The sequence below is a fragment of the Micromonospora sp. NPDC049107 genome, from assembly GCF_040648595.1.
Lineage (GTDB): Bacteria > Actinomycetota > Actinomycetes > Mycobacteriales > Micromonosporaceae > Micromonospora.
The window spans coordinates 85162-102426 of the sequence record NZ_JBEZEC010000011.1; the positions used below are offsets into that span (position 1 = coordinate 85162).

The 17265-nt window shown below is 67.8% G+C and carries 31 protein-coding genes; all 31 read left to right on the forward strand.

Annotation, left to right across the window (positions count from 1 at the left end):
• Positions 1 to 127 precede the first annotated feature (127 nt).
• The 31 genes from rpsJ (at position 128) to AB0B55_RS25825 (ending at position 17260) form a co-directional block, all read left to right on the forward strand.
• Positions 128 to 436 (forward strand): 30S ribosomal protein S10, encoded by a 309-nt coding sequence (rpsJ, locus tag AB0B55_RS25675; RefSeq protein WP_007073037.1) that lies wholly within the window; start codon positions 128 to 130, stop codon positions 434 to 436.
• Between the two features lie 11 nt (positions 437 to 447).
• Positions 448 to 1113, forward strand: coding sequence for a 50S ribosomal protein L3 (gene rplC / locus AB0B55_RS25680; protein ID WP_355050762.1), 666 nt, complete (start codon positions 448 to 450; stop codon positions 1111 to 1113).
• Complete coding sequence (rplD, locus tag AB0B55_RS25685) at positions 1110 to 1760, forward strand: 50S ribosomal protein L4 (RefSeq protein WP_357126515.1); 651 nt, start codon at positions 1110 to 1112, stop codon at positions 1758 to 1760. Before rplC ends, rplD begins: the two co-directional genes overlap by 4 nt.
• The gene (gene rplW / locus AB0B55_RS25690) at positions 1757 to 2059 is read left to right on the forward strand and encodes a 50S ribosomal protein L23 (RefSeq protein WP_088998352.1); all 303 of its coding nucleotides are present in this window, start codon (positions 1757 to 1759) and stop codon (positions 2057 to 2059) included. Before rplD ends, rplW begins: the two co-directional genes overlap by 4 nt.
• 12 nt (positions 2060 to 2071) lie before the next feature.
• Positions 2072 to 2911, forward strand: coding sequence for a 50S ribosomal protein L2 (rplB, locus tag AB0B55_RS25695; protein WP_355050760.1), 840 nt, complete (start codon positions 2072 to 2074; stop codon positions 2909 to 2911).
• A gap of 12 nt (positions 2912 to 2923) precedes the next feature.
• Positions 2924 to 3205: a 30S ribosomal protein S19 gene (rpsS, locus tag AB0B55_RS25700; RefSeq protein ID WP_007465299.1), complete on the forward strand. Its 282-nt coding sequence runs from the start codon at positions 2924 to 2926 to the stop codon at positions 3203 to 3205.
• 42 nt (positions 3206 to 3247) lie between these two features.
• Entirely contained in the window at positions 3248 to 3706 is a 459-nt protein-coding gene (gene rplV / locus AB0B55_RS25705; RefSeq protein ID WP_089018943.1) for a 50S ribosomal protein L22, read from the forward strand.
• Positions 3706 to 4575, forward strand: a complete 870-nt coding sequence (gene rpsC / locus AB0B55_RS25710; RefSeq protein WP_091402401.1) for a 30S ribosomal protein S3 — start codon at positions 3706 to 3708, stop codon at positions 4573 to 4575. Before rplV ends, rpsC begins: the two co-directional genes overlap by 1 nt.
• A gap of 3 nt (positions 4576 to 4578) precedes the next feature.
• A complete protein-coding gene (gene rplP / locus AB0B55_RS25715) occupies positions 4579 to 5004 on the forward strand; it encodes a 50S ribosomal protein L16 (protein WP_073834927.1) in 426 nt (141 codons plus the stop codon).
• Complete coding sequence (gene rpmC, locus AB0B55_RS25720) at positions 5004 to 5240, forward strand: 50S ribosomal protein L29 (RefSeq protein ID WP_007465283.1); 237 nt, start codon at positions 5004 to 5006, stop codon at positions 5238 to 5240. The genes rplP and rpmC overlap by 1 nt, the downstream gene beginning before the upstream one ends.
• The gene (gene rpsQ / locus AB0B55_RS25725; protein ID WP_355050759.1) at positions 5237 to 5515 is read left to right on the forward strand and encodes a 30S ribosomal protein S17; all 279 of its coding nucleotides are present in this window, start codon (positions 5237 to 5239) and stop codon (positions 5513 to 5515) included. The genes rpmC and rpsQ overlap by 4 nt, the downstream gene beginning before the upstream one ends.
• Before the next feature lie 97 nt (positions 5516 to 5612).
• Complete coding sequence (gene rplN / locus AB0B55_RS25730; RefSeq protein ID WP_007073026.1) at positions 5613 to 5981, forward strand: 50S ribosomal protein L14; 369 nt, start codon at positions 5613 to 5615, stop codon at positions 5979 to 5981.
• The gene (gene rplX, locus AB0B55_RS25735) at positions 5978 to 6298 is read left to right on the forward strand and encodes a 50S ribosomal protein L24 (RefSeq protein WP_007465276.1); all 321 of its coding nucleotides are present in this window, start codon (positions 5978 to 5980) and stop codon (positions 6296 to 6298) included. Before rplN ends, rplX begins: the two co-directional genes overlap by 4 nt.
• On the forward strand, positions 6298 to 6864 hold the full coding sequence (gene rplE, locus AB0B55_RS25740) for a 50S ribosomal protein L5 (protein WP_355050758.1): 567 nt from the start codon (positions 6298 to 6300) through the stop codon (positions 6862 to 6864). Before rplX ends, rplE begins: the two co-directional genes overlap by 1 nt.
• A gap of 1 nt (position 6865) precedes the next feature.
• On the forward strand, positions 6866 to 7051 hold the full coding sequence (locus tag AB0B55_RS25745; RefSeq protein WP_007073023.1) for a type Z 30S ribosomal protein S14: 186 nt from the start codon (positions 6866 to 6868) through the stop codon (positions 7049 to 7051).
• Positions 7052 to 7166: 115 nt separating this feature from the next.
• A complete protein-coding gene (rpsH, locus tag AB0B55_RS25750; protein WP_007465270.1) occupies positions 7167 to 7574 on the forward strand; it encodes a 30S ribosomal protein S8 in 408 nt (135 codons plus the stop codon).
• Positions 7575 to 7590: 16 nt separating this feature from the next.
• Positions 7591 to 8133, forward strand: a complete 543-nt coding sequence (gene rplF, locus AB0B55_RS25755; protein WP_355050757.1) for a 50S ribosomal protein L6 — start codon at positions 7591 to 7593, stop codon at positions 8131 to 8133.
• Entirely contained in the window at positions 8130 to 8519 is a 390-nt protein-coding gene (gene rplR / locus AB0B55_RS25760; RefSeq protein ID WP_357126510.1) for a 50S ribosomal protein L18, read from the forward strand. Before rplF ends, rplR begins: the two co-directional genes overlap by 4 nt.
• Positions 8520 to 8552: 33 nt before the next feature.
• Entirely contained in the window at positions 8553 to 9167 is a 615-nt protein-coding gene (gene rpsE / locus AB0B55_RS25765; protein WP_007465263.1) for a 30S ribosomal protein S5, read from the forward strand.
• Entirely contained in the window at positions 9167 to 9349 is a 183-nt protein-coding gene (gene rpmD, locus AB0B55_RS25770) for a 50S ribosomal protein L30 (protein WP_030329904.1), read from the forward strand. The genes rpsE and rpmD overlap by 1 nt, the downstream gene beginning before the upstream one ends.
• Positions 9349 to 9792, forward strand: a complete 444-nt coding sequence (gene rplO / locus AB0B55_RS25775) for a 50S ribosomal protein L15 (protein ID WP_357126507.1) — start codon at positions 9349 to 9351, stop codon at positions 9790 to 9792. The genes rpmD and rplO overlap by 1 nt, the downstream gene beginning before the upstream one ends.
• A gap of 232 nt (positions 9793 to 10024) precedes the next feature.
• A complete protein-coding gene (secY, locus tag AB0B55_RS25780; RefSeq protein ID WP_355050755.1) occupies positions 10025 to 11353 on the forward strand; it encodes a preprotein translocase subunit SecY in 1329 nt (442 codons plus the stop codon).
• Positions 11354 to 12007 carry an adenylate kinase gene (locus AB0B55_RS25785; RefSeq protein ID WP_088950228.1) on the forward strand — a complete coding sequence of 218 codons (654 nt, stop codon included), beginning with the start codon at positions 11354 to 11356 and terminating at the stop codon, positions 12005 to 12007.
• A gap of 88 nt (positions 12008 to 12095) precedes the next feature.
• Complete coding sequence (gene map, locus AB0B55_RS25790; protein WP_357126503.1) at positions 12096 to 12947, forward strand: type I methionyl aminopeptidase; 852 nt, start codon at positions 12096 to 12098, stop codon at positions 12945 to 12947.
• 185 nt (positions 12948 to 13132) lie between these two features.
• The gene (locus AB0B55_RS25795) at positions 13133 to 13699 is read left to right on the forward strand and encodes a DUF1707 domain-containing protein (RefSeq protein WP_357126500.1); all 567 of its coding nucleotides are present in this window, start codon (positions 13133 to 13135) and stop codon (positions 13697 to 13699) included.
• A 301-nt stretch (positions 13700 to 14000) separates the two neighbouring features.
• Positions 14001 to 14222 carry a translation initiation factor IF-1 gene (infA, locus tag AB0B55_RS25800; protein ID WP_007073013.1) on the forward strand — a complete coding sequence of 74 codons (222 nt, stop codon included), beginning with the start codon at positions 14001 to 14003 and terminating at the stop codon, positions 14220 to 14222.
• Positions 14223 to 14313: 91 nt separating this feature from the next.
• Positions 14314 to 14427: a 50S ribosomal protein L36 gene (gene rpmJ, locus AB0B55_RS25805; protein ID WP_012184307.1), complete on the forward strand. Its 114-nt coding sequence runs from the start codon at positions 14314 to 14316 to the stop codon at positions 14425 to 14427.
• Positions 14428 to 14693: 266 nt separating this feature from the next.
• Positions 14694 to 15074, forward strand: a complete 381-nt coding sequence (rpsM, locus tag AB0B55_RS25810; RefSeq protein WP_007465236.1) for a 30S ribosomal protein S13 — start codon at positions 14694 to 14696, stop codon at positions 15072 to 15074.
• Positions 15075 to 15091: 17 nt separating this feature from the next.
• Positions 15092 to 15499 carry a 30S ribosomal protein S11 gene (rpsK, locus tag AB0B55_RS25815; RefSeq protein ID WP_030329919.1) on the forward strand — a complete coding sequence of 136 codons (408 nt, stop codon included), beginning with the start codon at positions 15092 to 15094 and terminating at the stop codon, positions 15497 to 15499.
• Between the two features lie 13 nt (positions 15500 to 15512).
• On the forward strand, positions 15513 to 16139 hold the full coding sequence (rpsD, locus tag AB0B55_RS25820; RefSeq protein WP_007465229.1) for a 30S ribosomal protein S4: 627 nt from the start codon (positions 15513 to 15515) through the stop codon (positions 16137 to 16139).
• A 98-nt stretch (positions 16140 to 16237) separates the two neighbouring features.
• Complete coding sequence (locus AB0B55_RS25825; RefSeq protein ID WP_007465227.1) at positions 16238 to 17260, forward strand: DNA-directed RNA polymerase subunit alpha; 1023 nt, start codon at positions 16238 to 16240, stop codon at positions 17258 to 17260.
• Positions 17261 to 17265: the final 5 nt, after the last annotated feature.

Sequence of the window (17265 nt, forward strand, 5' to 3'; positions counted from 1 at the left end):
AACCCCGGGGCGGAGCCTGGCCCGAGGGCGCGACACGCCCGACCGCGGGGGTCGGCGAAGTGGGCCTGTGCCAGCCGGTACAGGCGCCCGCAACACAGCGGCATCGAGAGAAGGAACAGAAGCCACCATGGCGGGACAGAAGATCCGCATCCGGCTCAAGGCCTATGACCACGAGGTCGTCGACTCCTCGGCTCGGAAGATCGTCGAGACGGTGACGCGTACCGGGGCGCAGGTCGCGGGCCCGGTGCCGCTGCCCACGGAGATCAACCGTTTCTGCGTTATCCGCTCGCCGCACAAGTACAAGGACTCGCGCGAGCACTTCGAGATGCGCACGCACAAGCGGCTGATCGACATCATCGACCCGACCCCGAAGACGGTCGACTCGCTCATGCGCCTCGACCTGCCGGCTGGCGTCGACATCGAGATCAAGCTGTAGGGACCGGACAAATGGACAGGCAAGTCAAGGGGATCCTGGGCGCCAAGCTCGGCATGACCCAGGTCTGGGACAACAACAAGGTTGTTCCCGTGACCGTGGTCGAGGCCGGCCCGTGCGTCATCAGCCAGGTTCGTAGCGCCGAGAAGGACGGTTACTCCGCGGTCCAGCTGGCGTACGGCACGATCGACCCGCGCAAGGTGAAGAAGCCGGTCAGCGGGCACTACGCGAAGGCGGACGTGGCGCCGCGCCGGCACATCGTCGAGCTGCGCACCACGGACGCGTCGGAGTACTCGCTCGGCCAGGAGGTCACGGTCGAGGAGTTCCCGGCGGGCGTCACGATCGACGTCACCGGCAAGACCAAGGGCAAGGGCTACGCCGGCCCGATGAAGCGGCACGGCTTCCACGGTCTGCGCGCCAGCCACGGTGTCGAGCGCAAGCACCGCTCGCCCGGCTCCATCGGCGCCTGCGCCACCCCGGGTCGTGTCTTCAAGGGCACCCGGATGGCCGGCCGCATGGGTGGCGTGCGCTACACCGTGCAGAACCTCACCGTCCAGGCGGTCGACACCGAGAACAACCTGCTGCTCGTCCGGGGTGCCATTCCTGGTCCCAAGGGCGCGCTCGTTCTGGTCCGTACCGCGGCCAAGAGCAAGGTGAAGAAGGGCGGTGCGGCCAAGTGACCACCGTTGACGTGCGCACCGTCGAAGGCACCACCAGCGGCTCGGTCGAGCTGCCGGCGGACATCTTCGACGTGCAGGCCAACGTCGCGCTGATGCACCAGGTCGTGGTGGCCCAGCTCGCGGCGGCCCGACAGGGCACGCACAAGGCCAAGACCCGCGGCGAGGTCGCCGGTGGCGGCAAGAAGCCGTACAAGCAGAAGGGCACCGGTCGCGCCCGGCAGGGCTCGATCCGCGCGCCGCAGTTCGCCGGCGGTGGCGTGGTGCACGGTCCCGTGCCGCGCGACTACAGCCAGCGGACCCCGAAGAAGATGAAGGCCGCCGCGCTGCGGGGTGCCCTCTCCGACCGGGCCCGCGCCGGGCAGGTGCACGTCGTCGAGGCGTTCGTCTCGGGCGAGAAGCCGTCGACCAAGGCCGCTCTGGCCACGCTTGCCAAGCTCACCGAGGCCCGTCGGGTCCTGGTCGTGCTGAGCAGCACCGACGAGCTGAACTGGGTGTCGCTGCGCAACGAGCCGCGGGTGCACCTGATCGAGTCCGGCCAGCTGAACACGTACGACGTGCTGGTGGCCGACGACGTGGTCTTCACCAAGGACGCCCTGGACGAGTTCCTGGGCGTGCCCGCCGAGACCACCGAGGAGGGTGGCAAGTGAGCACGATCGCCGACCCGCGCGACATCATCGTGGCGCCGGTCGTCTCGGAGAAGAGCTACAGCGAGCTGAACCGGAACTGGTACACCTTCCTGGTGCACCCGGACGCGAACAAGACCGAGATCAAGATCGCTATCCAGCAGATCTTCGACGTCCGCGTCCTGACGGTCAACACGCTCAACCGCCAGGGTAAGCGCAAGCGCACCAAGACCGGCTTCGGTCAGCGCAAGGCGACCAAGCGGGCGATCGTGAAGCTGGCTGACGGTGACCGTATCGAGGCCTTCGGCGGCCCGGTCAGCTGAGGGGTGTAGACAATGGCTATCCGTAAGTACAAGCCGACGACGCCGGGCCGTCGTGGCTCCAGCGTCGCCGACTTCGCCGAGATCACCCGGTCTACGCCGGAGAAGTCGCTGCTGGCTCCGTTGCCGAAGAAGGGCGGGCGTAACGCCCACGGCCGGATCACCACGCGGCACCACGGTGGCGGTCACAAGCGCCAGTACCGTCTGATCGACTTCAAGCGGGTCGACAAGGACGGCGTGCCGGCGAAGGTCGCCCACATCGAGTACGACCCGAACCGCACCGCGCGCATCGCGCTGCTGCACTACGCCGACGGCGAGAAGCGGTACATCATCGCGCCGAAGGACATGAAGCAGGGCGACCGCGTCGAGTCCGGTCCGGGCGCCGACATCAAGCCGGGTAACAACCTGCCGCTGCGCAACATCCCGGTCGGTACCACGATCCACAACGTGGAGCTGCGTCCGGGCGGCGGGGCCAAGCTCGCCCGCTCCGCCGGCGTCGGCATCCAGCTGCTCGGCCGCGAGGGCGTGTACGCGACCCTGCGTATGCCGTCCGGCGAGATCCGGCGGGTGGACGTGCGTTGCCGCGCCAGCATCGGCGAGATCGGCAACGCCGACCAGTCGAACATCAACTGGGGTAAGGCCGGCCGGATGCGGTGGAAGGGCAAGCGCCCGACCGTCCGTGGTGTCGCCATGAACCCGGTCGACCACCCGCACGGTGGTGGTGAGGGTAAGACCTCCGGTGGTCGCCACCCGGTCAACCCGCAGGGTAAGCCCGAGGGCCGCACCCGCCGTAAGGGCCAGGCGAGCGACAAGCTGATTGTCCGCCGCCGCTACGCCACGCGTAAGCGCGGCTGAGGGAGATAAGACATGCCTCGCAGCCTGAAGAAGGGCCCGTTCGTCGACGACCACCTGCTCAAGAAGGTGGAAGTTCAGAACGACAAGGGCTCCAAGAACGTGATCAAGACCTGGTCGCGGCGCTCGACGATCATCCCCGAGATGCTCGGGCACACGATCGCCGTGCACGACGGACGCAAGCACGTCCCGGTGTTCGTGACCGAGGCGATGGTCGGGCACAAGCTCGGCGAGTTCGCGCTGACCCGCACCTTCAAGGGTCACGAGAAGGACGACCGGAAGAGCCGTCGGCGCTGACGCCGCCAGGCATACGGATAGAGGGAACAAGGGGTTACAGCGATGCCAGGAAAGGGCGACGCTCCGGTGCTTCCGGGCGCGCGGGCGGTTGCGCGGCACGTGCGCATCTCGCCGATGAAGGCGCGCCGGGTGGTCAACCTCGTCCGCGGCCTGCCCGCGAAGGAGGCGCTCACGGTGCTGCAGTTCGCGCCGCAGGCTGCGAGCGAGCAGGTGTACAAGGTGCTCGCTAGCGCGATCGCCAACGCGGAGAACAACGAGCGGCTGGACCCCGACGCGCTGCTCGTCAGCGAGGCGTTCGTGGACGAGGGCCCGACGATGAAGCGGTTCCAGCCGCGGGCGCAGGGTCGGGCGTACCGGATCCGCAAGCGCACCTGTCACATCACCGTGGCGGTCGAGGCGGTCGCGCCGGCAGCGCCGAGGAAGGCCGCGGCGAAGAAGGCCGCCCCGGCCACGCAGGCCGCACCGGCCGAAGCGCAGAGCAAGACGGAGGACGCCGAGTAATGGGTCAGAAGGTTCACCCCACTGGGTTCCGGCTCGGCATCTCGACCGACTGGAAGTCCCGTTGGTTCGCGGACAAGCTCTACAAGGACTACATCGGCGAGGATGTCAAGATCCGCCGCATGATGTCCAAGGGCCTCGAGCGTGCCGGGATCTCCAAGGTCGACATCGAGCGCACCCGCGACCGCGTCCGCGTCGACATCCACACCGCCCGGCCGGGCATCGTCATCGGCCGTAAGGGTGCGGAGGCCGACCGGATCCGCGGCGAGCTGGAGAAGCTCACCGGCAAGCAGGTCCAGCTGAACATCATCGAGGTGAAGAACCCCGAGTCGGACGCTCAGCTCGTCGCGCAGGGCGTGGCCGAGCAGCTGTCCAGCCGGGTCAGCTTCCGTCGGGCGATGCGCAAGGCCATGCAGTCGGCCATGAAGAACCCGGTCTGCAAGGGCATCCGGGTTCAGGTTTCGGGTCGCCTCGGCGGCGCCGAGATGAGCCGGACCGAGTTCTACCGTGAGGGCCGGGTTCCGCTGCACACGCTGCGGGCCAACATCGAGTACGGCTTCTTCGAGGCCCGTACCACGTTCGGCCGGATCGGCGTGAAGGTCTGGATCTACAAGGGCGACGCCGTCCCGGGCCGGGAGGCTCCGGCCGAGGCCGGTCCGTCCCGCCCGCGTCGTGGTGAGCGCGGCGACCGTCCCGAGCGTCCGCGCCGTGGCCGGTCGGGTTCGTCCGGCACCACGGCTGGTGGCACCGAGGCCGGTCGGGCTGCTGCGACCACCATCGCGCAGCAGGCCGAGACGCCGAGCGGCGAGCCGGTCGACAGCGCTGCTGTCGCCGCCACTGCTGCTCCGGCTGAAACGCAGCAGGAGGGCTGACAGATGCTGATGCCGCGCAAGCCCCCGAAGGGCTTCCGCAAGCCGCACCACCCGGACCGCCACGGCGCGTCCAAGGGTGGTAACCGGGTGGTGTTCGGCGAGTTCGGGATCCAGGCTCTCGAGCCGGCGTACGTGACCAACCGCCAGATCGAGTCGGCGCGTATCGCGATGACCCGTCACATCAAGCGTGGCGGCAAGGTCTGGATCACGATCTTCCCGGACCAGGCCCTCACCAAGAAGCCTGCCGAGACCCGGATGGGTTCCGGTAAGGGTTCGCCCGAGTGGTGGGTCGCCAACGTCAAGCCGGGACGGGTTCTCTTCGAGATGTCGTTCCCCAACGAGCAGATCGCGCGTGAGGCCATGCGTCGCGCGATCCACAAGCTCCCGATGAAGTGCCGCATTGTTACGCGCGAAGTGGGTGAATCCTGATGGCAGCGGGCGTTAAGGCGACCGAGCTGCGTGAGCTCTCCGAGGAGGAGCTGGTCACGAAGCTGCGGGAGGCCAAGGCGGAGCTGTTCAACCTCCGCGTGCAGGCCGCAACCGGGCAGCTGGACAACAACCGGCGGCTGCAGGTCATCCGTCGGGAGATCGCCCGGATCTACACGATCATGCGCGAGCGCGAGCTGGGGCTCTCGGCCGCGCCGACTGAGGTGACTGCATCATGACCGAGAACACCACCGCTGACGCCACCCGCGCGCGCCGCAAGGTCCGCGAGGGCCTGGTGGTCAGCGACAAGATGGACAAGACCGTCGTGGTCGAGGTCGAGGACCGGGTTCGGCACGCGCTGTACGGCAAGATCATGCGTCGTACGAGCAAGCTGAAGGTGCACGACGAGCAGAACGCCGCTGGCACCGGCGACCGGGTCCTGATCATGGAGACCCGGCCGCTGAGCGCCACCAAGCGTTGGCGGATCGTGGAGATCCTGGAAAAGGCCAAGTAGCGAAGGCTCGAGCTCGCCCGGCGTTGCGTCGGGCGTAGGTTCCGCCAGGCTCCGGCCGCCACGGCGGCCGGAGAACCGGCAGACATAGGAGATAGACGTGATTCAGCAGGAGTCGCGACTGCGCGTCGCCGACAACACGGGTGCTCGGGAGATCCTGTGCATCCGGGTTCTCGGTGGCTCCGGTCGGCGCTACGCGAGCATCGGCGACGTCATCGTGGCCACGGTCAAGGACGCGATCCCGGGTGCCGGTGTGAAGAAGGGCGACGTCGTCAAGGCGGTCGTCGTTCGCACGGCCAAGGAGAAGCGGCGGCCGGACGGCTCGTACATCCGCTTCGACGAGAACGCCGCCGTCATCATCAAGGACGGTGGGGACCCGCGTGGAACCCGTATCTTCGGCCCGGTGGGCCGGGAGCTGCGGGACAAGCGGTTCATGAAGATTATTTCCCTCGCGCCGGAGGTGTTGTGACCGTGAAGGTCAAGAAGGGCGACACGGTCGTCGTCATCGCCGGCAAGGACAAGGGCGCCAAGGGCAAGGTCATCGCGGCCTACCCGCGGCAGGACAAGGTCCTGGTCGAGGGCGTGAACCGGGTCAAGAAGCACACCCGCATCAGCACCACCCAGCGTGGCGCCAAGACCGGCGGCATCGTCACCCAGGAGGCCCCGATCCACGTCTCGAACGTGCAGGTCCTGGACTCCGACGGCAAGCCGACCCGCGTCGGTTACCGGATCGACGACAACGGCCAGAAGGTCCGCATCGCGCGTAGCACCGGTAAGGACCTGTGATGACCACGGCTACCGAAAAGACCATGCCGCGCCTCAAGGAGCGGTACCGCAACGAGATCGTGGCCCAGCTGCGTGAGCAGAACAGCTACGGCAACCCCATGCAGGTGCCGCGGCTGGTCAAGATCGTCGTCAACATGGGTGTCGGCGAGGCCGCTCGCGACGCCAAGCTGATCGACGGCGCGGTCCGCGACCTCGCCACGATCACCGGCCAGAAGCCGCAGGTGCGGCGGGCGACCAAGTCCATCGCGCAGTTCAAGCTCCGCGAGGGCATGCCGATCGGCGCGAAGGTGACCCTCCGCGGCGACCGCATGTGGGAGTTCCTGGACCGGCTGCTCTCCATCGCGCTGCCGCGTATCCGCGACTTCCGCGGTCTGGACGGGCGCAAGCTGGACGGGCACGGCAACTACACGTTCGGTCTGACCGAGCAGTCGGTGTTCCACGAGATCGACCAGGACCGGATCGATCGCCAGCGGGGCATGGACATCACGGTGGTCACCACCGCCACGACCGACGACGAGGGCCGGGCGCTGCTCAAGCTCCTGGGCTTCCCGTTCAAGGAGAACTGAGATGGCCAAGAAGGCGCTGATCCTCAAGGCGGCCGCGAAGCCGAAGTTCTCGGTTCGCGCGTACACCCGCTGCCAGCGGTGCGGGCGTCCGAAGGCGGTCTACCGCAAGTTCGGGCTCTGCCGGGTCTGCATCCGGGAGATGGCCCACCGCGGTGAACTGCCGGGTGTGTCCAAGGCTTCCTGGTAAGGGCGACCGCGTCCCGGCTCCGGCCGGGAACTCCTGCACCGATTAGGTATTGCTCTTCGCCGTAGGCCCGGGGCTGGTGCCCCGGGAACCCCGGCGAGAAAGGCTGACGAAATCCATGACGATGACCGACCCGATCGCAGACATGCTCACGCGTCTGCGTAACGCCAACCAGGCGTACCACGATCAGGTGAAGATGCCCTACTCCAAGATCAAGGCGAACATCGCCGAGGTCCTGAAGGCCGAGGGTTACATCGCCACCTGGTCGGTCGAGGAGCCCGAGGAGGGCGCCGTCGGCAAGCGACTGGTCGTCGAGCTGAAGTACGGCCAGAACCGCGAGCGGAGCCTGGCCGGCATCAAGCGCGTGTCCAAGCCCGGTCTCCGGGTGTACGCCAAGTCGGACGGGCTCCCGCGGGTGCTCGGTGGGCTGGGCGTGGCGATCATTTCGACGTCCCAGGGACTGCTGACCGACCGGCAGGCCCGCAAGCGGAGTGTTGGCGGGGAAGTCCTCGCCTTCGTCTGGTAACGGGAGACTGGTAGAAATGTCGCGAATTGGACGTAAGTCGATCCCGGTGCCATCCGGCGTCGACATCACGATCGACGGGCAGACCGTCAAGGTCAAGGGCCCGAAGGGCGAGCTCCAGCACACCATCGCGGAGCCGATCACGATCGAGCGCGCGGAGGACGGGCAGCTGAACGTCAGCCGCCCGAACGACGAGCGCAAGGCCAAGGAACTGCACGGCCTGAGCCGTACCCTGGTCGCCAACATGATCGTCGGCGTGACCGAGGGTTACCGTAAGAGCCTGGAGATCGCGGGCACCGGTTACCGGGTCACCGCCAAGGGTTCGGACCTCGAGTTCGCGCTCGGGTTCTCGCACCCGGTGGTCGTCCCCGCCCCGGCGGGCATCACCTTCACGGTGGAGCGGCCGACCCTGTTCCACGTGGCCGGCATCGACAAGCAGCAGGTCGGTGAGGTCGCCGCCAACATCCGGAAGATCCGTCCGCCGGAGCCCTACAAGGGCAAGGGCGTGAAGTACCAGGGCGAGGTCATCCGCCGCAAGGCTGGAAAGGCAGGTAAGAAGTGAGCGCCACGCTGCTCAAGCGCCGCCGCGGCGTCGCCGCCAAGCGCGCCGTTGGGCGTGCGCGTCGGCACTTCCGCGTCCGCAAGAACGTCACCGGTACGGCCGAGCGTCCGCGCCTGGTCGTCACCCGTTCGCTGCGGCACATGGTCGCCCAGATCGTCGACGACACCAAGGGCCACACCCTGGCGTCGGCGTCGACCCTGGACGCCTCGCTGCGCGGTACGGAGGGCGACAAGAGCGCCCTCGCCGGCAAGGTGGGCGCCCTGCTCGCCGAGCGGGCCAAGGCCGCTGGCGTCTCCAAGGTCGTCTTCGACCGCGGTGGCAACCGGTACGCGGGCCGAGTCGCCGCGCTTGCCGACGCCGCCCGCGAAGCCGGGCTCGAGTTCTAACAACCCCGTCACGAGAGATAAGGAAGGCTGCTGATGCCAGGTCAACAGCGCCGTGGCGGCGGGTCCGGTGGCAACGAGGGTGGTCGCCGCGACAACCGCCGTGAGGGCGGCCGCGGAAACGCGCCCGTCGAGAAGACCCCGCACCTTGAGCGGGTCGTCGCGATCAACCGCGTCGCCAAGGTCGTGAAGGGTGGTCGTCGCTTCAGCTTCACCGCCCTGGTGATCGTGGGCGACGGCGACGGCACGGTCGGCGTGGGCTACGGAAAGGCCAAGGAGGTGCCCGCGGCCATCGCCAAGGGTGTCGAGGAGGCCAAGAAGCACTTCTTCAAGGTGCCGCGGATCGGTCAGTCGATCCCGCACCCGGTGACGGGTGAGGACGCGGCCGGTGTGGTGCTGCTCAAGCCGGCCTCGGCCGGTACGGGTGTCATCGCCGGTGGTCCGGTGCGTGCCGTGCTGGAGTGCGCCGGTATCCACGACGTGCTCTCCAAGAGCCTCGGTTCGTCGAACCCGATCAACATCGTGCACGCCACCGTGGCGGCCCTGAAGGGGCTCGAGTCCCCCGAGCAGGTCGCAGCGCGTCGTGGTCTGCCGGTGGAGGACGTCGCGCCGGCCGCCATGCTGGCGTCGCGGGCGGGGGTGGCGCGCTGATGGCACGCCTGAAGGTCACCCAGCTCCGGTCCGGTATCGGGACCAAGCAGAACCAGCGTGACTCGCTGCGTTCGCTCGGTCTCAAGCGGATCAACGACGTGGTGGTCAAGGAGGACCGGCCCGAGATTCGCGGCATGATCTTCACGGTCAACCACCTCGTGAAGGTCGAGGAGGTCGAGTAATGACGATCAAGGTGCACCACCTGCGCCCGGCGCCCGGTTCCAAGACCGCGAAGACCCGTGTGGGTCGCGGTGAGGGTTCCAAGGGCAAGACCGCCGGTCGCGGTACCAAGGGCTCCAAGGCCCGCAAGAACATCTCGGCGGCGTTCGAGGGTGGGCAGATGCCCATCCACATGCGCCTGCCGAAGATGAAGGGCTTCAAGAACAGGTTCAAGGTGGTCTTCCAGGTGGTCAACCTGGACCGGCTCGCCGAGCTGTTCCCGAACGGCGGCCAGGTCGGCCCGATCGAGCTGGTCGAGGCCGGCGCGGTCCGCAAGGGCCAGCCGGTCAAGGTCCTCGGCACCGGGGATCTCGGCGGGGTGGCGCTCCAGGTGTCGGCGCACGCGTTCAGCGCGTCGGCCAAGGAGAAGATCGCCGCCGCCGGTGGCTCTGCCACCGAGCTGTAAGGCGTACGACCTCGGCGCCCGTCCAGTTGCGAGCAACTGGCGGGCGCCTAGGTCTGCCTGGGGCCTGAGCGCCCGGTAATATCGGAATCGGTTTATGTAGCCGGGCACACCTGCCCGGAGTGGGACAGGGCTGTTAGAGTCCCATCCCAGCCATGGATTCCGGGCACTCGCCCGGGATTCACCCCGACCCGCCAGGGATCACCGGCGGCCCGCCTCGCGCAGGAGGAAGAAGTTGCTGTCCGCCTTTCTCAGTGCGTTCCGTACGCCTGACCTGCGCAAGAAGCTGCTGTTCACAGTAGGCATCATCGCGGTCTACCGGCTGGGTGCCACGCTGCCCAGCCCCGGCGTCTCGTACGGCAACGTGCAGAAGTGCCTCGACTCCATCTCGGGCGACACGACGGGCCCGCTGAATCTGCTCAACCTATTCTCCGGCGGAGCGCTGCTCCAGCTCTCGGTCTTCGCGCTGGGCATCATGCCCTACATCACGGCGTCGATCATCCTGCAGCTGCTGACCGTCGTGATCCCGCGCCTTGAGCAGCTCCGCAAGGAGGGCCAGGCCGGCCAGGCGAAGATCACGCAGTACACCCGCTACCTGACCCTGGGTCTGGGTGTCCTGCAGGCGTCGGCGTTCGTGGCCCTGGCCCGCTCCGGGCAGCTGTTCCAGAACCGCTGCGACCAGTTCCCGATCATCCCCGAGGGCACCGGCATCCCGGACTGGCTGACGCTGTCCATCCTGGTGATCACGATGACCGCCGGCACCGGCATGGTCATGTGGCTCGGCGAGCTGATCACGGACCGCGGCGTCGGCAACGGCATGTCCGTCCTGATCTTCACCTCGATCGCGGCCCGCCTGCCCAGCGAGGGCTGGCAGATCAAGACCAGCAAGGGCTGGGACATGTTCGCCCTGGTCATCGCGCTGGTCCTGGTGGTCATCACGGCGGTCACCTTCATCGAGCAGGCACAGCGCCGGATTCCGGTGCAGTACGCCAAGCGGATGATCGGCCGGCGCATGTACGGCGGCACCTCGACCTACATCCCGCTCAAGGTCAACCAGGCGGGCGTCATCCCGGTCATCTTCGGGTCGTCGCTGCTCTACCTGCCGCAGCTGGCTCTCCAGTTCTTCGACCAGAACGACCCGGGCAAGGTCCAGGCCTGGATCCAGAACAACCTGGTCGCCCCGGACAGCCCGATCTACATCACGGTCTACTTCCTGTTGATCATCTTCTTCACGTACTTCTACGTGTCGATCACGTTCAACCCGACCGAGGTCGCGGACAACATGAAGAAGTACGGCGGTTTCGTGCCGGGCATCCGTCCGGGCAAGCCGACCGCCGACTACCTGGACTTCATCCTCAGCCGGATCACCCTGCCGGGCGCGCTCTACCTGGGCGTCATCTCGATCCTGCCGAACTTCTTCTTCATCTGGCTGGACAACCAGCAGTACCAGAACTTCCCGTTCGGTGGCACCGCTGTGCTCATCATGGTCGGCGTCGGTCTGGAGACCGTGAAGCAGATCGAGAGCCAACTCATGCAGCGGAACTACGAAGGGTTCCTGCGGTAGATGAGACTCGTTCTGGTTGGCCCGCCGGGCGCGGGCAAAGGCACGCAGGCCGAGTTCATCGCCGCGCACCTCTCGGTGCCCAAGATCTCGACCGGGGACATCTTCCGGTCGAACGTCACCCAGGGCACGCCACTGGGCGTCGAGGCGAAGCGCTACATGGACGCGGGCGAGCTGGTTCCGGACGAGGTCACCATCAACATGGTCCGGGATCGGCTCGCCGAGCCCGACGCCAGCGAGGGCTTTCTCCTCGACGGCTTCCCGCGGACCACTCCGCAGGCAGCCGCTCTGGACAAGCTCCTCGCCGACCTGGGCACCGCTCTGGACCTGGTCCTGGAGCTGGTGGTCGACGACGACGAGGTGATCCGGCGGCTCTCCGGCCGGCGTACCTGCCGCGGCTGCGGCAAGATCTGGCACGTCGAGTTCGACGCCACCACCCGTCCGGGCATCTGTGACCGGTGCGGCGCCGAGCTGTTCCAGCGCGACGACGACAAGCCGGAGACCATCGCCACCCGCCTGCGGGAGTACAGCGAGAAGACCGCCCCCCTGGTCGACTACTACGGCGCCCAGGGCAAGCTCGTCGGGATCGACGCCACCGGCCCGGTGGAGGACGTCACGACCCGGGCCATCGACGCCCTGCGGTCGTACGGCGGCTGAGGCCCGGCCGCACCGCGGCGGATAGAGTGCGAACAGCGGGGTACGCGAGACGTGCCCCGCTGTTTCGGCAACGAAAGGTAACCGCTCCATGCGTCGTCCCCAGCTGGACATCCAGCTGAAGACCCCTGACCAGATCGAGAAGATGCGCGCGGCCGGACTCGTGGTCGCCGAGGCGCTCCGCCGGATGCGCGAGGCTGTTGCGCCCGGTGTGAGCACCGCCGATCTGGACGCCATCGCCGAGTCGACGATCCGCGAGGCGGGCGCCGTCCCGTCGTTCAAGGGGTACCACGGCTTCCCGGCGTCGATCTGCTCCTCGGTGAACGAGCAGATCGTGCACGCCATCCCATCGTCGAACCAGGTGCTCGCCGAGGGCGATCTGATCTCGATCGACTGCGGTGCCGTGTTGAACGGGTGGCACGGCGACTCGGCGATCACCGTCGGGGTCGGCGAGGTCGATCCGGCGCTGTTGAAGATGGCTGAGGTGGCCGAGGACGCCATGTGGGCCGGTATCGCCGCTGCGGCTCGTGGTGCGGCCAGCGGCAAGGGCCGGCTCACCGACATCTCGCACGCCGTGGAGACCGCGGTCCGCAAGGGCGGCCGGTACGGCATCGTCGACGGTTACGGCGGGCACGGCATCGGCACCGAGATGCACCAGGATCCGCACGTGCTCAACCACGGCCGGCCGGGCAAGGGGCCGCGTCTGGTCCCGGGCATGGCCCTGGCGATCGAGCCGATGATCACCATGGCCTCGCCCCGTACGGTCGAACTGGCCGACGGCTGGACGGTGGTCACCCGGGACGGGTCGATCGCGGCGCACGTCGAGCACTCGATGGCGCTCCTGCCCGACGGCGTCTGGGTGCTCACCGCCTTCGACGGGGGCCGGGCCCGACTCGGCGACCTCGTGACGGCCCGCCAGCCCGCCGCCTCCACCACCCCCTGACGGCCCGCCGCCTCCACCACCCCCTGACGGTCCCGACCGGGCGGGCCAGTCGGTTGATCGACTCGGGTTCCGGAAGGTCGCCCTGTCCCACCGCCATGGAAACCCCGATTGCCCTGATGTCGGGTCGATCGAGGGCAGGGCAACCGGGCGGGACGGATTGGTGGGGCGGTGGCATGCTTGCCGGCATGGACGGGCGCGACGGGATGCGAGCGGCGGACGCGGACCGGGAAGCGGTGGCCGAACGGTTGCGGGCCGCCCTCAACGAGGGTCGGTTGGACCTGCACGAGTACGACGAGCGGTTGCAGCGGGCCTACGCTGCGCGGACGTACGCGGAACTGGATCCGCTGCTGTCGGACCTGCCGCCGATGTCGCCTGCGGCGCAGCCGGCCCCGCAGTCGCCTGGCCCGGTGGCCCAGCCGTCCAGCGGCCGACTCGCCTCGTTCGCGATCGGCGACACCAATCGTTGGCTGGGCGAGGTGTGGTTCCCGTACCTGAAGGTGCTTGCCATCGTGGTGACCATCTGGGGCGTGACCTCGCTGCTGAGTCAGGACCTGCTCTACTTCTGGCCGGTCTGGGTGGCCGGGCCGTGGGGTGTGGTGCTGGTGCTTCGGACGGTGGGTGGGCTGGCCGCGGGGGAGCCCCGGCGGCAGGCGATCGAGCGGGAGCGTCGTCGCCAGCGCAAGCGCGCCAAGCGAGAGCGCAGACGCCAACTCCGCTCCACCGAACCAGACAAAACCCCACCCCCCACCTGACTCACAAACCCCACCCAGATCCCCGTCGATCATGAAGTTACTGCCCTCGGGGCCCGGCGTGTCATGGCGATAACTTCATGATCAACCAGAGGCTGCGGGTCGTGGTGGGTGGGTGGTTTGGCGGTGGGCGGCAGGCGGGCGTACACTTTCTGATCGGCGCACAGCGTCCACTCCGGCATGCCCACCCTGCGCTTCGGTGGGTCCCGGAGCCGCGGCTGGCGCGGTCTTCTGATTCTGGTCAGATTTCCGTGTAAGACGTTGTGGGTCGCCCGGAGCAATCGACGTCAGGACAGCGGAGGACATGCCGAAAAAAGACGGAGCCATTGAGATCGAGGGTCGGGTCATCGAGCCCCTGCCGAACGCCATGTTCCGCGTGGAGCTCGCGAACGGCCACAAGGTGTTGGCTCACATCAGCGGCAAGATGCGGCAGCACTACATCCGCATCCTGCCGGAGGACCGGGTCGTCGTCGAACTCTCGCCGTACGACCTGACCCGCGGGCGCATCGTCTACCGCTACAAGTAGTCCTGACGGCGGCCGGGAAGTCCCGTGTCCGTCTTCGACGTCCGGTCTCGCGCATGGCGCGTTGCCGGGCCAGATGGGAAGTAAGGCAACCGTGAAGGTCAAGCCGAGCGTCAAGAGGATCTGCAACAAGTGCCGGGTTATCCGCCGGCACGGCCGGGTCATGGTCATCTGCACCGACCCGCGCCACAAGCAGCGCCAGGGCTGACTCAGCCCGTCCGGCCGAACACGGCCGGGTGGTGTTGGTCCGGGCAGTTCCTCAGCGACACACACATCACACATGCTCGTCCCAGCCGCGAGCGGTACGCGAGGCGTACTCCTTTCGTGGCTGACCCCCGGTCGGAGGCCGGGGCCCGCTTGGGCAGCGACCGATCCCGGTCGCCGGCGCTGATGGCGTCGGAAAGACGGGACGGCCGGTAGCGGGGTGGGACGGGTCCACACCTCCGCCACACATCACGAGGAGTACGCCCGCACATGGCACGTCTAGTCGGCGTGGATCTCCCCCGCGAGAAGCGGATGGAGATCGCGCTCACCTACATCTTCGGGGTCGGTCGAACCCGCGCCCTGGAGACGCTCGCCGCTACCGGCATCTCGCCGGACAAGCGCGCTCGGGACCTCACGGACGAGGAGCTCGTGCAGCTCCGCGACCACATCGAGGGCAACTACAAGGTTGAAGGCGACCTGCGCCGCGAGGTCGCCGCTGACATCCGCCGCAAGGTTGAGATCGGCTGCTACGCCGGCATCCGGCACCGCCGGGGCCTGCCCGTGCGTGGCCAGCGGACCAAGACCAACGCGCGGACCCGCAAGGGCCCGAAGCGGACCGTCGCCGGCAAGAAGAAGCCCGGCAAGAAGTAATAGGAGCGCACAGACTTATGCCACCGAAGGCTCGTGCCGGAGCCGCTGTCAAGAAGGTCCGGCGCAAGGAACGCAAGAACGTCGCCCACGGGCAGGCGCACATCAAGAGCACTTTCAACAACACCATCGTGTCCATCACGGACCCGACCGGTGCGGTCATCTCCTGGGCCTCCGCGGGCCAGGTGGGCTTCAAGGGCTCCCGCAAGTCGACTCCGTTCGCCGCGCAGCTGGCCGCCGAGGCCGCCGCGCGTCGCGCCATGGAGCACGGCATGCGCAAGGTCGACGTGTTCGTCAAGGGCCCCGGCTCCGGCCGGGAGACCGCTATCCGTTCGCTGCAGGCCGTCGGGCTGGAGGTCGGCCAGATCGCCGACGTCACCCCGCAGCCGCACAACGGGTGCCGTCCGCCTAAGCGTCGTCGGGTCTGAGAGGTAGAGAGAGATGGCTCGTTACACCGGTGCTGACTGCCGCCGTTGCCGGCGGGAGAAGATGAAGCTGTTCCTCAAGGGCAGCAAGTGCGATGGTCCGAAGTGCCCGTTCGAGTCCCGGCCGTTCCCGCCCGGGCAGCACGGCCGCGGCCGCACCAAGGAGACGGAGTACCTGCTCCAGCTCCGCGAGAAGCAGAAGGCCCGCCGCGTCTACGGCGTGCTGGAGAAGCAGTTCCGTGGCTACTACGAGGAAGCCGTCGGCAAGCAGGCCAAGACCGGTGAGGTCCTCCTGCAGATCCTCGAGTCGCGGCTGGACAACGTCGTTTACCGGGCCGGCTACGCCCACTCGCGGGACATGGCCCGCCAGCTGGTCAAGCACGGTCACTTCACGGTGAACGGCAAGAAGGTCGACATCCCGTCGTACCGCGTCAAGGAGCACGACATCATCGAGGTTCGGGGCAAGAGCAAGGAGCTCACCCCGTTCGTGGTGGCGCAGGCTCAGGCCGGTTCGAAGACGGTTCCGGCGTGGCTTGAGGCCATTCCGAGCCAGATGAAGGTGCTCGTGCACTCCCTCCCGGCCCGGCAGGTCATCGACACGCAGGTCCAGGAGCAGCTGATCGTCGAGCTCTACTCCAAGTAGTCGGGCTCGTTGCGGTGGCCTGCCCTTCGGGGCGGGCCACCGGAACAGTTTGTGTCGTGGGCGTCAAATAGCGGGCGTCCCGGAAGAGAAGAGACAAGATGCTCATCAGTCAGCGACCCTCCCTCTCCGAGGAGTCGATCAACGAGACCCGGTCGCGGTTCGCCATCGAGCCGCTCGAGCCGGGCTTCGGCTACACCCTGGGCAACTCGCTGCGGCGTACGCTGCTGTCGTCGATCCCGGGTGCGGCGGTCACCTCGATCAAGATCGACGGCGTGCTGCACGAGTTCACCACGATCCCCGGTGTCAAGGAGGACGTGGTCGAGCTCGTCATGAACATCAAGGAGCTGTGCGTCAGCTCCGAGCACGACGAGCCGGTCAGCATGTACCTGCGTAAGCAGGGCCCGGGCGACGTGACGGCGGGCGACATCCAGCCCCCGGCCGGCGTCTCGGTGCACAACCCGGACCTCAAGCTCGCGACCCTGAACGGCAAGGGCCGGCTCGACATGGAGCTGACCGTCGAGCGGGGCCGGGGCTACGTGACGGCCGCTCAGAACAAGCAGTCCGGCGCCGAGATCGGCCGGATCCCGGTCGACTCGATCTACTCGCCGGTGCTGAAGGTGACCTACCGCGTCGAGGCGACCCGCGTCGAGCAGCGCACCGACTTCGACCGGCTCATCATCGACGTCGAGACCAAGCCGTCGATGGGCCCGCGTACCGCGCTGGCCTCCGCCGGTTCGACGCTGGTGGAGCTGTTCGGTCTGGCTCGTGAGCTGGACGAGACGGCTGAGGGCATCGACATCGGGCCGTCCCCGCAGGACGCCCAGCTGGCGGCGGACCTCGCTCTGCCGATCGAGGAGCTGGACCTGACCGTCCGCTCCTACAACTGCCTCAAGCGCGAGGGCATCAACTCCGTTGGTGAGCTCATCGGGCGTACCGAGGCCGACCTCCTCGACATCCGCAACTTCGGTCAGAAGTCGATCGACGAGGTCAAGATGAAGCTCGCCGGGATGGGTCTCGGGCTGAAGGACTCGGCTCCGAACTTCGACCCGGCGCACGTCGTGGACACCTTCGGCGAGGCCGACTACGACACCGACGACTACCGCGAGACCGAGCAGCTCTAGTCCGC

Coding starts and splice junctions, on each gene's coding strand:
- rpmC (WP_007465283.1), top strand. CDS start 5,004: ATGGCAGCGGGCGTTAAGGCGACCGAGCTGCGTGAGCTCTCCGAGGAG.
- infA (WP_007073013.1), top strand. CDS start 14,001: ATGCCGAAAAAAGACGGAGCCATTGAGATCGAGGGTCGGGTCATCGAG.
- AB0B55_RS25795 (WP_357126500.1), top strand. CDS start 13,133: ATGGACGGGCGCGACGGGATGCGAGCGGCGGACGCGGACCGGGAAGCG.
- rpsK (WP_030329919.1), top strand. CDS start 15,092: ATGCCACCGAAGGCTCGTGCCGGAGCCGCTGTCAAGAAGGTCCGGCGC.
- rpsM (WP_007465236.1), top strand. CDS start 14,694: ATGGCACGTCTAGTCGGCGTGGATCTCCCCCGCGAGAAGCGGATGGAG.
- rpsS (WP_007465299.1), top strand. CDS start 2,924: ATGCCTCGCAGCCTGAAGAAGGGCCCGTTCGTCGACGACCACCTGCTC.
- rplE (WP_355050758.1), top strand. CDS start 6,298: ATGACCACGGCTACCGAAAAGACCATGCCGCGCCTCAAGGAGCGGTAC.
- rpsJ (WP_007073037.1), top strand. CDS start 128: ATGGCGGGACAGAAGATCCGCATCCGGCTCAAGGCCTATGACCACGAG.
- rplF (WP_355050757.1), top strand. CDS start 7,591: ATGTCGCGAATTGGACGTAAGTCGATCCCGGTGCCATCCGGCGTCGAC.
- rplO (WP_357126507.1), top strand. CDS start 9,349: ATGACGATCAAGGTGCACCACCTGCGCCCGGCGCCCGGTTCCAAGACC.
- AB0B55_RS25745 (WP_007073023.1), top strand. CDS start 6,866: ATGGCCAAGAAGGCGCTGATCCTCAAGGCGGCCGCGAAGCCGAAGTTC.
- rpsH (WP_007465270.1), top strand. CDS start 7,167: ATGACGATGACCGACCCGATCGCAGACATGCTCACGCGTCTGCGTAAC.
- rpsC (WP_091402401.1), top strand. CDS start 3,706: ATGGGTCAGAAGGTTCACCCCACTGGGTTCCGGCTCGGCATCTCGACC.
- rplB (WP_355050760.1), top strand. CDS start 2,072: ATGGCTATCCGTAAGTACAAGCCGACGACGCCGGGCCGTCGTGGCTCC.
- map (WP_357126503.1), top strand. CDS start 12,096: ATGCGTCGTCCCCAGCTGGACATCCAGCTGAAGACCCCTGACCAGATC.
- rplC (WP_355050762.1), top strand. CDS start 448: ATGGACAGGCAAGTCAAGGGGATCCTGGGCGCCAAGCTCGGCATGACC.
- rpsD (WP_007465229.1), top strand. CDS start 15,513: ATGGCTCGTTACACCGGTGCTGACTGCCGCCGTTGCCGGCGGGAGAAG.
- rpmD (WP_030329904.1), top strand. CDS start 9,167: ATGGCACGCCTGAAGGTCACCCAGCTCCGGTCCGGTATCGGGACCAAG.
- AB0B55_RS25825 (WP_007465227.1), top strand. CDS start 16,238: ATGCTCATCAGTCAGCGACCCTCCCTCTCCGAGGAGTCGATCAACGAG.
- AB0B55_RS25785 (WP_088950228.1), top strand. CDS start 11,354: ATGAGACTCGTTCTGGTTGGCCCGCCGGGCGCGGGCAAAGGCACGCAG.
- rplV (WP_089018943.1), top strand. CDS start 3,248: ATGCCAGGAAAGGGCGACGCTCCGGTGCTTCCGGGCGCGCGGGCGGTT.
- rplP (WP_073834927.1), top strand. CDS start 4,579: ATGCTGATGCCGCGCAAGCCCCCGAAGGGCTTCCGCAAGCCGCACCAC.
- rpsE (WP_007465263.1), top strand. CDS start 8,553: ATGCCAGGTCAACAGCGCCGTGGCGGCGGGTCCGGTGGCAACGAGGGT.
- rpsQ (WP_355050759.1), top strand. CDS start 5,237: ATGACCGAGAACACCACCGCTGACGCCACCCGCGCGCGCCGCAAGGTC.